The 13,775-nt window shown below is 70.8% G+C and carries 8 protein-coding genes; 2 read left to right on the top strand and 6 right to left on the bottom strand.

Annotation, left to right across the window (positions count from 1 at the left end; genetic code table 11):
- Nucleotides 1-181: 181 nt before the first annotated feature.
- From ACTOWY_RS00340 to ACTOWY_RS00325, 4 genes are all read right to left on the bottom strand, one after another.
- Nucleotides 182-2,248 carry a copper-translocating P-type ATPase gene (locus tag ACTOWY_RS00340; RefSeq protein ID WP_441307572.1) on the bottom strand — a complete coding sequence of 689 codons (2,067 nt, stop codon included), beginning with the start codon at nt 2,246-2,248 and terminating at the stop codon, nt 182-184.
- A 126-nt stretch (nt 2,249-2,374) separates the two neighbouring features.
- Nucleotides 2,375-3,223: a glutamate ABC transporter substrate-binding protein gene (locus ACTOWY_RS00335; protein ID WP_441307571.1), complete on the bottom strand. Its 849-nt coding sequence runs from the start codon at nt 3,221-3,223 to the stop codon at nt 2,375-2,377.
- A 625-nt stretch (nt 3,224-3,848) separates the two neighbouring features.
- Nucleotides 3,849-6,293 carry a glycoside hydrolase family 20 zincin-like fold domain-containing protein gene (locus ACTOWY_RS00330; RefSeq protein ID WP_441307570.1) on the bottom strand — a complete coding sequence of 815 codons (2,445 nt, stop codon included), beginning with the start codon at nt 6,291-6,293 and terminating at the stop codon, nt 3,849-3,851.
- 163 nt (nt 6,294-6,456) lie between these two features.
- Complete coding sequence (locus ACTOWY_RS00325) at nt 6,457-7,353, bottom strand: M23 family metallopeptidase (protein WP_441307569.1); 897 nt, start codon at nt 7,351-7,353, stop codon at nt 6,457-6,459.
- A 94-nt stretch (nt 7,354-7,447) separates the two neighbouring features.
- Between ACTOWY_RS00325 and ACTOWY_RS00320 the strand changes: the two genes are divergently transcribed.
- On the top strand, nt 7,448-10,240 hold the full coding sequence (locus tag ACTOWY_RS00320; RefSeq protein WP_441307568.1) for a BTAD domain-containing putative transcriptional regulator: 2,793 nt from the start codon (nt 7,448-7,450) through the stop codon (nt 10,238-10,240).
- Here ACTOWY_RS00320 and ACTOWY_RS00315 read toward each other — a convergent pair.
- Together ACTOWY_RS00315 and ACTOWY_RS00310 are read right to left on the bottom strand one after the other, a co-directional pair.
- A complete protein-coding gene (locus ACTOWY_RS00315; protein ID WP_441307567.1) occupies nt 10,230-11,039 on the bottom strand; it encodes an SGNH/GDSL hydrolase family protein in 810 nt (269 codons plus the stop codon). The two genes, ACTOWY_RS00320 and ACTOWY_RS00315, sit on opposite strands and share 11 nt — an antisense overlap.
- Nucleotides 11,040-11,137: 98 nt before the next feature.
- The gene (locus tag ACTOWY_RS00310; protein WP_441307566.1) at nt 11,138-12,274 is read right to left on the bottom strand and encodes a lactonase family protein; all 1,137 of its coding nucleotides are present in this window, start codon (nt 12,272-12,274) and stop codon (nt 11,138-11,140) included.
- Nucleotides 12,275-12,506: 232 nt separating this feature from the next.
- On the opposite strand from ACTOWY_RS00310, the gene rocD reads away from it, so the two are divergent.
- The gene (gene rocD / locus ACTOWY_RS00305; RefSeq protein ID WP_441307565.1) at nt 12,507-13,748 is read left to right on the top strand and encodes an ornithine--oxo-acid transaminase; all 1,242 of its coding nucleotides are present in this window, start codon (nt 12,507-12,509) and stop codon (nt 13,746-13,748) included.
- The last annotated feature ends 27 nt before the right edge of the window (nt 13,749-13,775 follow it).

Here is a 13,775-nt window from a genome sequence, read left to right as displayed (position 1 = left end):
GAAAAGCCACCCCCGCCCCCCGCCCCGGGCTTCGCCCGACCGCAGCGGCCTACGGCGTACAACAACGGCCAACGTGGCGTACGAGTTCGGCCAACTCGGCGTCCATAACGGCCAACTCGGCGTACGACAACGGCCAACACTCGCGGAGGGGGAAACCCTGCCGGTGTGTTGGCCGTTGTGGTCAGGGGGTGAGGTGGAGGCGGCGGAGGAGTTGGGCGTTGAGGGCTACCACGATGGTGGAGAGGCTCATCGCGATGGCGCCGACTGCCGGGGGCAGGATGAAGCCGATTCCGGCCAGGGCTCCGGCGGCCAGGGGGACGGAGAGGATGTTGTAGGCGGTGGCCCACAGTAGGTTCTGGCGCATTTTGCGGTAGCTGGCGGTGGAGAGTGTGCGGACAGCGAGTACGGCGCGGGGGTCGTCGCTGGCGAGCACTACTCCGGCGGACTCGATGGCCACGTCGGTGCCCGCGCCGATGGCGATGCCGACGTCCGCGCGGGCCAGGGCGGGGGCGTCGTTGACGCCGTCGCCGACCATGGCCACCCGGTGGCCGCGGGCTTGCAGGGCCTTGACCGTGGAGTCCTTGTCCTCGGGCAGGACTTCGGCGAAGACCTCGTCCACGCCCAGGTCGGCGGCGACTGCTTCGGCCACGTGGCGGGCGTCGCCGGTCACCATGACCACTCGTACGCCGAGCTTGTGCAGGCCGGCCACGGCCTCCCGGGATTCCGGGCGCACCTCGTCGGCGAGGCCGATGGCGCCGAGGACCTGGTTGTCGCGCAGCACGTGCAGTACCGCGGCGCCCCGGCTGGTCCAGTCGGCGGTCTGGGCGGCGAGGTCGGTGGGTGGGGTGATGCCCTTCTCGCGCAACAGGGCCGGGCCGCCGACGGTGATCAGCGCGCCGTCCACGGTGGCCTGCACACCCCGGCCGGTGAGTGAGCGGAAGTCGGTGGCGCGCGGGATGTCCTCGCCCGCCGCGGTGACCACGGCGCGGGCCAGGGGGTGTTCGGAGTCGCTTTCCGCGGCGGCGGCCAGGGACAGGGTGGATTCGTCACCGGCTACGCCGATCACGGCGGGGCGGCCCTTGGTGAGGGTGCCGGTCTTGTCGAAGAGCACGGCGTCGACCTGGCGCATGCGTTCCAGGGCCAATCTGTCCTTGACCAGGATGCCGGCGCGGGCGGACAGCGAGGTGGACAAGGCGATCACCAGTGGGATGGCCAGGCCGAGGGCGTGCGGGCAGGCGATGACCAGCACGGTGACCGTGCGTTCGACGGCGGCGGTGAGGTCGCCCAGCAGGGTCCAGACCAGGAAGGTCAGCACACCGGCCGCGGCGGCGAAGTAGAACAGGGCGGCGGCGGCCCGGTCGGCCAGGGCCTGGACCCGGGAGCGGGATTGCTGGGCCTGGGCGACCAGGCGCTGGATGCCGGCCAGGGCGGTCTGCTCCCCCACGGCGGTGATGCGGACGCGTAGGGCGGAGTCGGTGGCGACGGTGCCCGCGACCACGCGGTCTCCGCCCGCGCGGCGGACGGTGCGGGATTCGCCGGTCACCATGGACTCGTCGACCTCGGCCGCGCCGTCGGTCACCACGCCGTCGGCGGGTACCCGGCCGCCGGAGCGGACCAGGACGACGTCGTCGACGGTCAACTCGCCGAGGCGGACTGGTCCGGGGTTTCCGTTGGGGTCCAGGCGTTCCGCGGTGTCCGGGAGTAGTTCGGCCAGGGCGGCCAGGGCGCCGGAGGCCTGGCCGAGGGCCCGCATTTCCAGCCAGTGGCCGAGCAGCATGATCACGACGAGGAGGGCGAGTTCCCACCAGAAGTCGAGTTCGGGGCCGAGCACACCGAGCGTGGACAGGGCGCTGGCCAGGAAGGCGACGGAGGTGCCCATGGCGACCAGGGTCATCATGCCGGGCTGCCGGGCGCGGAGTTCGCTGACGGCGCCGGTGAGGAAGGGCACGCCGCCGTAGAGGAAGACGATGGTGCCGAACAGCGGCGCGACCCAGGTCAGCCAGGACGGCACGTGGTAGCCGAACCAGCCGGAGACCATGTGACTGGCGAAGACGGCCGGGACGCTGAGCAGCAGGCTCAGCCAGAATCGGTCGCGGAACTGCGCGGCGTGATCACCGTGCCCGCCATGACCGTGACCGTGGGCGCCGTGGGCGTGCCCGGCGGCGCTGTGGCCGCCGTCCGTGTGCTGGTGGCCTTCGTGGCCGTCGTGTGGCGCTGTCGTCCGCACCTGCTGTTCGTGTTCGCGCACCGGTCTCTCCTCCTCAGTGGACGACCAGTGCAACGATACCCCCGTGGGGTATGTTCCCGCCCGGCGAAAAAAGAACGGCGGGCACCCCCCGATCTGGGGGATGCCCGCCGTTGACGCTGGTGAGCGCTACCGCTCGGTGATCGACGGCGCGGTCGGCACCTGGTACCCGGAGGGCCCGACGTTGCGGTCGATGGACTTCTTCCACTCGCCACTGCTGATCATCTTCTCGATCGCGGTGTTGACCGCGGTCCGCCCCTCGGCGTCGTCCCGGTTCAGGCCGATGCCATAACGCTCCTGGGTGAAGGGTTTACCGATCACCTTGAGCAGCTCGGGGTTCTGGGCGGCGAAGCCGGCCAGGATCACGTCGTCGGTGGTGACCGCGTCGACGTTGTTGAGCAGCAGCGCGTTGATGCACTCGGAGTACCGGAAGTACTCGACGAGCTGGGCGTCCTTGGCGAACTTCTGCCGCACCTGCTGGGCCGAGGTGGAGTCCTTGACCGAGCAGAGCTTCCGGCCGTTGAGCGATTCCGGGCCGGTGATGTCGTTGGTGTTGGACCGGACCAGGATGCCTTGTCCGGCAACGAAGTACGGTCCGGCGAAGGACACCGTCTGCTTGCGGGTGTCGTTGATCGAGTAGGTGGCGACCACGAAGTCCACGGTGCCGTTCTTGATGAAGTTCTCGCGGTCGGCGGCGCGCACCTCCTTCCAGGTGATGTCCGCGGGCTGCACGCCGAGCTGCGCGGCGATGTACTTCGCCACATCGACGTCGAAGCCCTCGAACTTGGTCTCGGTCACCTTGAGCGACAGCCCCGGCTGGTCGAATCGAATGCCGATGGTCAGCTTCTTGTCGCCCTCGGCGCGGGCGACCAGGGAGCGGCTGCCGTTGGCGGATCCCTGTCCGGCAGTGCCACAGGCAGCGACCAAGGCGACGGCGGCCAGCGCCGCACCGATTCGCAGGATCCCGGTGAATCGCATCGCATGTTCCTTCCGACGGCCGGAAAGCTGAGGGAAGTTCAGCCCGGCTTCACGTGTCAGTTCGCACCTGCCCAGCCGGGTGTTTCAACACTTGGATGTGTCACACCTCACAGCAGGGCGGCACCACGCCACACCTCACAGTCTGGACAACCGATCGTCCCAGGTCACATCGTCGTGACCGAAGACACCTGACCGGTTCGCTCTGTTCTACACCGTGGGGAACGCACCCGCCGATCGTAGGGTTCAGTCGGATAACCGTTGTCCGAGAAGGTAAACAGCTCGTGAATGACCCACGGAGTCGATCTTCGAAGGCGTGGAACCGGCAGAATGAGACTGATGTGTCGCAGCCGGGACAAAACCTCCGGCCCCGATTACCGGCAAAACCTCCGGCGGATGCGCACTTGTGCGCGAAGTTGTCGTTTCCCGCGCAGTAATGAGGCGTGCTGTCCGGCGGTGTGAAGTCGGCGTTGGCCTGCGGAAAGAATCCGCAAAAAATCTTGGGAAAACGCCCGCGCACAGCGACACACGCCAGTACTGTTTCTAACGCGGGCCTACGCCCCGGAGCCCCTCCCCCCTGTGGTTCCCGCGCGTGGGCCCGCCCTAAATTTCCGCTGGGGTGTGTCTCTCAGCGCAACCCGCCGCTCAGCTCCGCGAACTCCCACGGTCCCTGCCCCGGCCTGTCCTGCCACCCGTGCCACATCCGCCCCGCGCTGTTGCGGGCGAACACCAGCAGCCTGCCCACGTGGTCCTGCAACGCGCTGACCTCGCTGGTGATCGCGCCGCCCAGGTCGGCCTCGGTCCACTCCGCCGAGCCGGGCTGGTTCTGCCAGCCGTGCTGGATATGGCCTTCGCCGTCGCGGACGAAGAAGGTCAGCCTGCCGTCGGGTTGCAGCGCGAGCGCCACCTCACCGGCCACGGCGCCGCTGATCTGCCTGGTGTCCCAGGCACTTCCGTTCTGCACCGCGATGACCAGCCGCCCGTTCGTGGTGCGGGCGGCCGCGGCCAGTCTGCGGTCCTTGTCCAGCACCAGGGCCGGGTCACCGGCCACGTCGGCGGCGAAGGTGGCGTACTGCCAGTTGCCCGCGCTGGGGCGTTCGCGGCGGCCCAGCAGCAGCCGGTTGCCGCCGGTGCGCACGGCGAAGCAGGGGTGTTTGTCCTTGTCCAGCACCAGGGCCGGGTCGCCCTGGGCGTCGATCTCCAGGCGGGTGAACTCCCACTCACCAAAACCGGGGGTGCGTTCCCGGCCCAGCAGCAGGCCGCCCTCGGCCGCGCGGACCACGAAGGTCAGGCGCCCCTGCACGTCCAGGGTCAGTGCCGGGTCACCGAGTGTCTTGACCGGCAGCTCGGTGAAGTCGGTCCACGGGCCCGAGCCGGGCGCGGGCTGCCTGCCGCATTCCAGCGTGCCTGAGTTGGTGCGGGCGAGGTAGGTCAGCCTGCCGTAGACGTCCAGGATCACCGGGGTGTTGCCTGCGATGCCGCCGCCGAAGCGGCCGCCGAACGCGGTGCGCGCCCACGGACCGTGCCCGGGGTGATGCTGCCAGCCGTGTTCGACCTTGCCGTCGGACCGCGGTGCGAAGAAGGTGACCACCTCGTAGCCGTCCCTGGCCGCACCCGGTCCGTGCCCGTACGGCACGGTCAGCGGCGGCACATAGCCGGGCGCCCGGCCCACGTTGTCCACCACGGGTTTGAACGCGGACCAGTTCGCGCTCGGCTTCGGCGAGCCCCAGGCGTGCTGGGCGATCGCGCGCAGGGTGTCGAACATGGCCAGTTCGGTGGCCTGACTGCTTTCCAGCTGTTCCACCGGCAGGTCGTTCCACTGGCAGAACCGGATGCCCAGCAGCGCCGGGTGATCCTCCGGCAGGTCCTGGCCGCCGTGCATGTCCCCTGGCCGGAAATCCTGGTAGATCCGCCGCGCGTCGGTCTTCTTGCGCTGGCTGCCATCGGGGTTGCGGCCGCCGTTGTAGTACAGGAACTGGTCGTTGCCGTTGACCAGTTTGTGCCCGCGGTTGATGAGTTCCTGGACCGAGAGCAGCCCTTCCCGGTCCGAGGTCCAGTGCTCGATCACCGTGCTCGGCTCCACCCGCACCACCCGCGCGTGCGTGCGCTGCATATCGCTCCAGATGCGGATCTGCTTGCCGTGCCTGCGAATCCGCTCCGCGCCGTCGTTGATGAAGCCGTTGAAGGCGTCCCAGCCGTTGGCCTGCGCGCCGTAGCGGCGGCGGGCATAGGCGGCCAGCTGCGGGAAGTCGTCGATACCGCCCGCCCAGGCCGGGTACTCGTCCGCGCCGAAGTGCCACACCGGGCCGGGGAACAGCGGCAGGTACTGCTCGATCAGCCCGAAGGCCCACTCCCTGGCGGCGTCGTTGCTGATGTCCAGCGCGTTGTGCCGGTACTCGCCGTTGGGGTGGCGCAGCTGGTACTGGCGGTGCGGCGGCAGCACCTGGTCCATGTGGCCAGGCATGTTCAGCTGCGGCAGCACGGTGACGTGGTACTGCTCGCTGAGCCGGGCGATGTGCTCCAGCTCCGGCCGGGTCAGCCCGACGCCGTCGACGTAGATGACCAGCTCGTTGTACTTGAGGTAGGCCAGGTCCCGGATCTGGTTGGTCCACCAGGTCAGGTCGTAGTGCTTGGTGGCGTTGCACAGCAGCGCGCCCCGCACGGTGTAGCGCGGCCAGTCCCGGATCCGCCCGCCCGCGATCGCCTCCCCCGCGCTGCCGTGCAGCAGCTGCAACACCGTGCGGGTGCCCCAGAAAACCCCCAGCCTGCGCCGGGCGTGCAACCGCAGCACCGGCCCGATCTCCAGCTGGTAGCCCTCCTCGCCGAGCTGCTCGTCGGTCGCGCCGAGCCCGAGCACCAGATCCCCGTCCTGGGCCTCGGCGGCGGCCGCGGTGCGCACCTTGGGCGGCGCGGCCTCCAGCAGCAGGCCGAGGTCGGCGGCGAAGGTGTTCGCGTCCGCGGTCAGCTCGGCCGCGGCGGCCGGGTCCACCAGGATCGTGCTCCCGGAACCGAACCGGAATCTGCCGTCACTGGCTGCCCAGCTCTGAACCGCCGGGATGGTCCGTGGAGTCACCGAAGCCCCCTCGATCAGCGAGCAGAACACCAAGAACGTATCTCGGTGCAAAACTCACCAACAAGCGGCCATCGGGGCGGAGTTATCTAGACCGAGGGTGTCACCGCAGGTGGCAGGCCTGTTTATCAGACCGGTAACAGGCCTGCCACCGCCTGGTTGTGGATCAGCCGCAGTGCTCGAACGGGCTGTTGTAGGCCGCCGAGCCGACCGAGCCACCCCATTTCACGCACTTGTTGTCCGCCGGTTTCCGCACCGGCCCCGCGTAGTACTCGAAACTCCCGGAATCGGTGCTCCGGGCCGCGCCCTGCACCTCCAGGTAGGCCGAGACGGCCGAGGCGGTGCCGACCGAGGCGCTCTTGAGGGTGACCACGCAGTTGTTGCCGTTGGCCGCGTTGAACAGCAGCTGCACCGAGCCTGCCGCGCCCAGCGAGGCGGTGTCGACCACGCCGTAGCCGGCGCCGCAGACCTCGGCCGCGTCGTAGGGGTTGCTGGATCCGCCGCAGTTGCGGGAGGTCAGGGTCTGGTTCGGGTAGCCGAAGCGGGCGCCGTTGAAGTAGGCGGGCTGGATGTTGCCAGGGTAGGAGGTGTCGGTGGTGCGCACCTCGTAGTGCAGGTGCGGGCTGATGTTGTTGCCGGGCTTGCTGGTGTTGCCCACGGTGCCGATCTTCTGCCCCCGGCTGACCTGCGCGCCGACCCCGACCGAGCGCACGTCCAGGTGCGCGTAGTAAGTGCGCCAGCCGCCGCCGTGGTCGATGACCACCAGGTTGCCGTAGCCGTTGGCCGAGCCCTGGTGCGCGGAGGTGATGATCTTGCCCGCGGCCGCGGCGGTGACCGTGTCGCCCTTGTCCGCGCCCGCGCTGCTGCCCCGGTTGAAGTCGATCTCGTAGGCGCGGTGCGCGCTGCTGTTGTCGTTGTCGCCGTTCCAGGCCTGCCCGCAGGGGAAAGGCAGCTGGAAACTGGGGCGTGGACCGGCGGCCTGGGCGGCGGGGGCGAGCACCACCGCGGTGGCCGTGGCGAGCAACAGCCCTACTCCCGCCGCTACCACACGTCTGATTTTCATGCTTCCGTCCCTCCTGTCGGCGCCGCCAGCCTGCGAGCGGCGCATACAGAACGGCTTCAAACCGCATACAACCGCGAGCCCGGCGGGGGTGGTCATGGCCCAGGACGAACTGGACTTCCGGGTGCTCGGCCCCCTGGAGGTCCGGGCACAGCACCTCGCCCTGCCCATCGGCGGCCTCAAACCACGCCAGCTACTGGCCACCCTGCTGCTCAACCCGAACCGCCTGGTACCAGCGGAAACACTGGTGGACGCGCTGTGGCCGCAGTCGCCGCCGCGTTCGGCCGTGCCCAACCTGCGCACCTACGTCAGCACCCTGCGCAGCAGCCTGCGGGCCGGCGGCGAGGAACGGATCCTGGCCCAGCCGCGCGGCTACGCGATCGTGGTCCGGCCGGACGAGCTGGACCTGCTGGTCTTCGAGGAGCTGACCGGGCGGGCCCGGCAATGCCGGGCGGACGGGCGGCTGGAGCTGACCCTGGAACTGCTGTGCCGGGCCGACGGCCTGGTGCGTGGCGCGCCCCTGGAGGACCTGCCGCCGACCCCTGGCTGGGCCGCGTTGCTGCGCAGGCTGGAGGAGCGGGTGCTGCAGGCCACCGAGGAGCGGCTGGCCGTGCTGGTGGCGCTGGGCCGCTGTGAGCCCGCCATCGCCGAGTTGCGTGAGCTGCTGGCCCGGCACCCGTTCCGGGAGGGCCTGTGCCAGCAGCTCATGCTCGCGCTGGCCGGGACCGGCCGGGACGCCGAGGCCCTGCAAACCTTCGCCGACCTGCGCCGCGGGCTGCTGGAGGAACTCGGCGTGGAACCGGGGCAGGAGTCCCGGCGGATCCACGCCGCGCTGCTCTCCGGCGAACTGCCCGCCGCCGAACCCGCCGCCGCGCCGGTGATCCGGTCCGCGGTCAGCCAGTTGCCGCCCGCCGAGGGCGATTTCACCGGCAGGCAGCCCGCGCTGGACCAGCTCACCGCGTTGCTGCAACCGGTGTCCCCGCAACTGGGCGCGGCCCGGATCGCGGTGCTGACCGGACCGGCAGGGTGCGGCAAGTCCGCGCTGGCCGCCCAGGCCGCGCACGCGGTGCGCACCCGGTTCCCGGACGGCCAGCTCTACCTCGACCTCGGCGGCTCGCACCGGCCAGCGCCCACCGGCCGCCTGCTCGCCGAACTGTCGCGCTCCCTGGGCATCACCGATATCCCCGCTGGACTCGCCGAACGCGCCGCCCGGTACCGCTCGGCACTGGCCGACCGGCGGGTGCTGGTGTGGCTCGACGATGCCGCCAGCGCCGCCCAGGTGCGCTCGCTGCTCCCGGCCACCAGCGGCTGCGCGGTACTGGTCACCAGCCGCCGCCGACTCACCGAACTGCCTGGCGCACATGAGATCCCGGTCGAGGCGCTCACCCCGGCCGAGGGCGACCGGCTGCTGGCCAGGATCGTCGGCTCGGCCCGGATCGCGGCCGAACCCGAGGCCGCCGCGACCATCCTGCGGGCCTGCGGCGGACTGCCCCTCGCGGTGCGGATCGCGGGCGCCCGGCTGGCCGCCCGGCCCGGCTGGCGACTGAGCACCCTGGCCGCCCGGCTGGCCGACCCGGCGAGCCGCTTGGCCGAACTGCGCTGCGGCGACCTGGACGCGGGCGCGGGCATCGCCGCCAGTCAGGCGCGGCTAAGCCCTGACGCCGCAACGACTTTCGCTCGCTGGGGGCTGCTCGGACCGGCCCCGGTGGACGCGGACAGCCTGGGCGACCCGGCCGCGGTGGAGGAACTGGTGGACGCCGGACTGGCCGAGGTGGCCGGGGCCGCGGCCACCGGCGGCCCGCGCTACCGGCTGCCCGAACTCCCCCGCTGCGCCGCGATCGCCGCCGCCCCAACGGATCCAGGCTGGGTGCGCCAGGTCCTGGACCGCTGGCTGCATCGCGCCCGCGCCGCCACCGCCGCGCTGCCGGTCAACATCTTCGCCCCCGGCCAGCGGGACACCGCGGCCACCGACTCGCTGCCGCGCGCCCTGGCCTGGCTGGACGGCGAACGTCCCGCCCTGGTCGAGGCCGTGGACCTGGCCGCCCGGCACGGCGAAGCGGACCTGGCCGCCGACCTCGCGCTGGCCCTGGTCCCCTACTTCGACCTGGGCAGCCACCACGAGGACTGGGAACGCACGCACGAGACCGCGGTGGCGGTGGCACAAGGGGATCGGCTCGCGGCACTGCTGCGCGGACTCGGCCAGCTGCACCTCTACCGCGACGAGTACGGCCGTGCCAGGCAACGTTTCACCGCCGCGCACGAACTCTTCGCCGAGGACTACGGCCGCGCGCTGGCCCGCTGCGGACTCGGCGCGCTGGCCAGGGTGCTGGGCAGTCCGGCCGAGGCCCTCGAACACCACCAGGCCGCGCTGACCGCCTTCCGCGCCGCCCGCGATGGGTGCGCGGAAGCCTACGCGCGCAACGCGATCGGCTCCGCCCGGCTGGCCCAGCACCGCAACGACGAAGCACTGCTGGCCTTCACCGACGCGCTGCGACTGTCCCGGCTGGCCGGGGACGAGCACCGGGCCGCGCACGTGCTGCACCAGCTCGGCGTGCTGCACCAGCGCCAGGGCCGCCCGGACCGCGGTCTGTCCTGTTTGGACGAAGCGCTGTCCATCTTCGAGCGGATCCGGGACGCGCACGGTGAGGCGTATGTGTTGCGCGCCATGGGCGAACTGCATTCCGCGGACGGCCGCCGGGCCTGCGGGCGCAGCTCACTGGAACGCGCGGTGCTGCTCTACCAGCGGCTCGGCGACCGGCACGGCGAGGCCGGGGCCACCCAGTTGCTCGGCGAGGTGCTCCGCGGCGAGCGCCGGGAGGCACTGGCCGAGGAGCACCTGCGCCGAGCCGTGCGGCTGTGGCGCGACCTGCGGTTGCCGGTCAGCCGGTGACGCGGTTGAGCGCGGGCAGGAAGCCGTCGGCGTTGCCCTTGCTGTTGGGGTGGTAGGACTCCACGATCGGCCAGCTCAGCCCGTTGACCCACTCATTGGACGAGCAGATCCCGTGCGTGGCGAAGGCCGAGCGCACATCCACATAGGTGGCCCCGTTGGCCGAGGCCCGGCCGGAGACCACGTCGGAGAGGATGTCCGCGGCCGAGTTCAGCTTGACCCGCTTGGTCTGGCCCATGCCGCCGAAGGAGCAGGACGGTCCGCCGTCGAACAGGCGCGGGTAGCCGAGCACCACCAGTTTGGCGTTGGGCGCCTTGGCCTTGATCGCCCGGTACACCGAGTCCAGGCGGGCCGGCAGGTCCCGCTGGGCGAAGGCGATCGCGCCGTCCACCGCACTGCGGCAGTCGTTGTCACTGCCCAGCTGACAGCGGGTGAGGATGTCCGCGAAGCCCGCGTCGTTGCCGCCGATCCCGACGGTGACCAGGTCGGTATTGGCGTTGAGCGCGCCCAGCTGCTTGCCGGTCACATCCGCGGTGCGCGCGCCCGAACAGGCGGCGAAGGTGAACGAGCTGGTCTGGTGCGACTTCGCCCAGAGCGCGGGATACGCCAGCGGGCTCCGGCGGCAGTCGCCGCTGGCGGAGTCGTACTGCCGGGTGCCGACACCCGAGTGGTAGGAGTCGCCGAGCGCCACGTAGTCCACGGGCGCCGCGGCCTTCGCCGGAGCGGCCATCGCCGGTGCGGCGGTGACCGCGCCGGCGACGAACAGAGCCGCTAAACAGGCCAGTAACCGGTTCTGGTTCATGGTCCATACCTCCGAGCAGGGTAAGTGAGGTGAACCACAAATTAACCGGCCAGTAACATGCGCGGTACCGCCGTGAGCGGGTGTTCTGGCCAGGCGTTTTAAGCTACAACCACGCACACCGGAGTAGGAGTGCGCAGCTCACCGCTGGGCTTCAGCAGGCCGTTCACCGGGTCGACACCGAAGATTCCGATCACGTTGCCGCGTTGGTTGGAGCTGTAGAGCGTGCGGCCGTCCGGGGTGACCTCCAGGTGCCGCGGCCAGTCCCCGCCACTGCCCGGCGTGCCGGCCAGGGTGACCTTGCGGCCGCCTTCGCTGGTGGCGAAGACCGCCACGCTGTTGTGCCCGCGGTTGGCCCCGTAGACGAACCGGCCGTCCGGCGAGATGGCGATGCCGCCGGGGAAGTTCGGCGTGGTGGTGCCCGGCGGCAGGGTGGAGATCCGCTGGCCCACGGTGAGCTTGCCGGTGGCCGGATCATAAGCCGCCACAACGAGTGTGGAGTCCAGCTCGTTGAGGATGTAGACGGTGCGGCCGCCGGGGTGGAACACCAGGTTGCGCGAACCGGCGCCCTTGGCCAGGGCCAGCGTGGAGCGCGGGGTGAGGCGACCGGAGTTGAGGTCCAGGGTGTAGGTGTAGACCGAGGAGGTGCCCAGATCCGTTGCCAGCACGTGCTTTCCGTCCGGGCTGACCACCACCTGGTGCGCGTGCGGCTTGCCGGGATGCTGCACGATGTGGGTCGGGTTGCCCAGTGCGCCGCCGGCCCGGATCGGCAGCACGCCGACGGTGCCCGAGGTGTAGTTGGCGGTCAGCACGTACTTGCCGCTGGGGTGCACGCTCAGGTGGCAGGGGTGCGCGCCGCCGCTGGAACGGGCGCCAAGGGAACGCAGGGATCCGTTGTCCGCCACCGCGAACGCGCTGACCGTGCCCTTGTCCAGCTCGTTGACCGCGTACACCGTGCGGCCGCCGGGACCCACCGCGAGGTAGGACGGACTCTCATTGGCCACAGTGGACTCGACGGTCAGTCCGCCGCCCGCGCCTGCCTTGGCCAGGCCGATGCCCTTGCCGCCGCTGGCCGCGTCGGTGTAGGTGCCCAGGTAGACCCGTCCGGCCGGCGCGCAGATCTCGCCGCCTGCCTCCGGCGTCCCGGCCGAGGCGGTGCCCGCGGCGCTCATCAGACCACCGCCGACGACGGCCGCGCCGAGTGCGCCGAGGAAAGTGCGACGCCCAACATCTGCCATGTCACCGCTCCTGTCGTCGTCGTGCTCACCGCGCTCACAGTGGACTGGACCACTGCGGTTTGGGAAGAGGGCGCAACGAAGATTGCGCCTGACGCAACTCACCCACTCGATTCGCGGTTTTAACGTCGATGCAACATATCGCCACCCAATCTGACGATTGCGCAACAGATCACTGGCTTACGCAATGCCTGGCGGATGAAATCTCCGCAATCGGGGGCTTAGCCTTACGGTCATGACCGCCATTGCCGAGCACCCCACCACGACCGGCGCGCCGCGCTCCTCCGCCGAGTACATCGCGCTGGACGAGGCATGGAGCACGCACAACTACCACCCGCTCCCGGTGGTGATCGCCGAGGCCGAGGGCGCCTGGGTGACCGACGTGTCCGGCCGCCGTTACCTGGACTTCCTGGCCGGCTACTCGGCCCTGAACTTCGGCCACCGGCACCCCGCGCTCATCGCCGCGGCCACCGCGCAGCTCAACCGGCTCACCCTGACCAGCCGCGCCTTCCACCACGACCAGTTCGGCCTGTTCTGCCGCGAACTCGCCGAGCTGACCGGCACCGAGATGGTGCTGACCATGAACTCCGGCGCGGAGGCGGTGGAGTCGGCGATCAAGGTCGCCCGCAAGTGGGCCTACCGGGTCAAGGGCGTGCCGCAGGGCCAGGCGCAGATCGTGGTCGCCGGCTCGAACTTCCACGGCCGCACCACCACGATCATCTCCTTCTCCACCGATGAGGACGCCCGCGCCGACTTCGGCCCGTACACCCCCGGCTTCGTGGTGGTGCCCTACGGCGACGCCGAGGCGCTGGCCGCGGCGATCACCGAGCACACCGCCGCGGTGCTGGTCGAGCCGATCCAGGGCGAGGCAGGCGTGGTCGTGCCAGGGCCGGGCTACCTGGCCGAGGTCCGGCGGCTCTGCGATGAGCGCGATGTGCTGATGATCGCCGACGAGATCCAGTCCGGCCTGGCCCGCACCGGCCGCCTGCTCGCGCTGGACCACGAAGGCGTGCGTGCAGACCTGTACACCCTGGGCAAGGCTCTCGGCGGCGGCATCATGCCGGTGTCCGCGGTGGTAGGCAGCGCCGCCGTGCTCGGCGTGCTGCAGCCCGGCCAGCACGGCTCCACCTTCGGCGGCAACCCCCTCGCCTGTGCGGTGGGCCGCGCGGTGGTCGGCCTGCTGGCCACCGGCGAGTTCCAGCAGCGCTCGGCCGAACTGGGCGCGCACCTGCACACCCGGCTCGGCGACCTGATCGGCCGCGGCATCGCCAAGGTCAGCGGGCGTGGCCTGTGGGCCGGGGTGGAGATCGCGCCGGGTGGTCCGACCGGGCGGGAGGCGTCCACCGCGCTGGCCGCGCGCGGCGTGCTGTGCAAGGAAACGCACGACAACACGCTGCGGATGGCCCCGCCGCTGGTGATCACCAAGGACGAGCTGGACCTGGGCATCGACGCCCTCGCCGAGGTCGTCAGCCGCTGAGCGGCGACCCGATCAGCCGACTCAGTC

Source organism: Crossiella sp. CA198 (assembly GCF_052078295.1).
Taxonomy (GTDB): domain Bacteria; phylum Actinomycetota; class Actinomycetes; order Mycobacteriales; family Pseudonocardiaceae; genus Crossiella.
Note: the sequence above shows the minus strand (reverse complement) of the source record. Positions and strands in the feature narration are given on the sequence as shown.

What these genes read in the sequence shown, in the direction of transcription:
- ACTOWY_RS00310 (WP_441307566.1), bottom strand. Translation starts at nt 12,274, where the DNA reads ATGGCAGATGTTGGGCGTCGCACTTTCCTCGGCGCACTCGGCGCGGCC.
- ACTOWY_RS00315 (WP_441307567.1), bottom strand. Translation starts at nt 11,039, where the DNA reads ATGAACCAGAACCGGTTACTGGCCTGTTTAGCGGCTCTGTTCGTCGCC.
- ACTOWY_RS00320 (WP_441307568.1), top strand. Translation starts at nt 7,448, where the DNA reads ATGGCCCAGGACGAACTGGACTTCCGGGTGCTCGGCCCCCTGGAGGTC.
- ACTOWY_RS00325 (WP_441307569.1), bottom strand. Translation starts at nt 7,353, where the DNA reads ATGAAAATCAGACGTGTGGTAGCGGCGGGAGTAGGGCTGTTGCTCGCC.
- ACTOWY_RS00335 (WP_441307571.1), bottom strand. Translation starts at nt 3,223, where the DNA reads ATGCGATTCACCGGGATCCTGCGAATCGGTGCGGCGCTGGCCGCCGTC.
- rocD (WP_441307565.1), top strand. Translation starts at nt 12,507, where the DNA reads ATGACCGCCATTGCCGAGCACCCCACCACGACCGGCGCGCCGCGCTCC.